The organism is Roseibium album, assembly GCF_001404515.1.
Lineage (GTDB): Bacteria > Pseudomonadota > Alphaproteobacteria > Rhizobiales > Stappiaceae > Roseibium > Roseibium album.
This window is the reverse complement of the sequence record NZ_CXWE01000027.1, coordinates 1-1262: the sequence shown is the minus strand read 5'-3', so window position 1 is coordinate 1262 and position 1262 is coordinate 1. Positions and strand designations below refer to the sequence as shown.

3 protein-coding genes are annotated in these 1262 nt (G+C 51.0%); all 3 read right to left on the bottom strand.

Annotated features, from left to right (window positions below; genetic code table 11):
• Positions 1–137 precede the first annotated feature (137 nt).
• A complete protein-coding gene (locus tag LA5095_RS31695) occupies positions 138–662 on the bottom strand; it encodes a hypothetical protein (RefSeq protein WP_055117456.1) in 525 nt (174 codons plus the stop codon).
• A gap of 45 nt (positions 663–707) precedes the next feature.
• A complete protein-coding gene (locus tag LA5095_RS32860) occupies positions 708–857 on the bottom strand; it encodes a hypothetical protein (protein ID WP_158510404.1) in 150 nt (49 codons plus the stop codon).
• Positions 854–1262, bottom strand: a 409-nt coding sequence (locus LA5095_RS31690; protein ID WP_208992933.1) for a hypothetical protein, incomplete at its 5' end; no start/stop codon positions are given. The genes LA5095_RS31690 and LA5095_RS32860, both read right to left, overlap by 4 nt.

Sequence of the window (1262 nt, the reverse complement as noted above, 5' to 3'; positions counted from 1 at the left end):
AACCTCAGGGCAAATTGCTTGCTCGACGAGCAGAAACTTGTCGCCGCGCCCGACGACGGCATCAAGAGCCGCAAACCCGCCCGACTTGAGAATCCTCCCGATTTGAGCCTGGTCCAGGAGGATCACTTTTTGCTTCTTCATTGTGACGCCCCTTCATCATCTGCGCTGACAAAAAGGCTGAAATTCTGAAGCAGATATTCCTCGGTCTCGCGTGCGTGAACACCGGGAAGACGACCTTGTAGAATCTTATTAGCGACTTCTCTAGCGACATGGTGGAAAACCTGGCCAAGATGAGGATATCCCGCCTTGAAACAGAACCATTGCCAGAATTCGATCAGCAACTGGACGGCCTCATCGGGAAAAAGGGCCATTTCAGGATCGTCATCTTCGAAGGGACCCTTTTTTTCCAAAAGGTCCCACCAATCGGAGAGCTCCTTCATGGCACTTCTCGTTTCCTCGTTGCCGAGCATCACTTCAACCAGATGCAGAACCTGGGAAATCGGGGGTTTGGGAGGCATTCCATGGACAAACTTGTTTTTATGGGCAAACCAATCGTCCATGACGGGATCGTAGATCCCGGCATCATAGTCGGTGTCGTCGTCACCATATTCAAGATATTCATATTCTTCCCGCCAACCGGCGATGTTGTTGATACTTGCCATGTGTTTCGGTCCTGCTTGTCAACACCAATATGTTCACGAATTGTTCTAGAGCGAAACCTCAGGGCAAATTGCTTGCTCGACGAGCAGAAACTTGTCGCCGCGCCCGACGACGGCATCAAGAGCCGCAAACCCGCCCGACTTGAGAATCCTCCCGATTTGAGCCTGGTCCAGGAGGATCACTTTTTGCTTCTTCATTGTGACGCCCCTTCATCATCTGCGCTGACAAAAAGGCTGAAATTCTGAAGCAGATATTCCTCGGTCTCGCGTGCGTGAACACCGGGAAGACGACCTTGTAGAATCTTATTAGCGACTTCTCTAGCGACATGGTGGAAAACCTGGCCAAGATGAGGATATCCCGCCTTGAAACAGAACCATTGCCAGAATTCGATCAGCAACTGGACGGCCTCATCGGGAAAAAGGGCCATTTCAGGATCGTCATCTTCGAAGGGACCCTTTTTTTCCAAAAGGTCCCACCAATCGGAGAGCTCCTTCATGGCACTTCTCGTTTCCTCGTTGCCGAGCATCACTTCAACCAGATGCAGAACCTGGGAAATCGGGGGTTTGGGAGGCATTCCATGGACAAACTTGTTTTTATGGGCA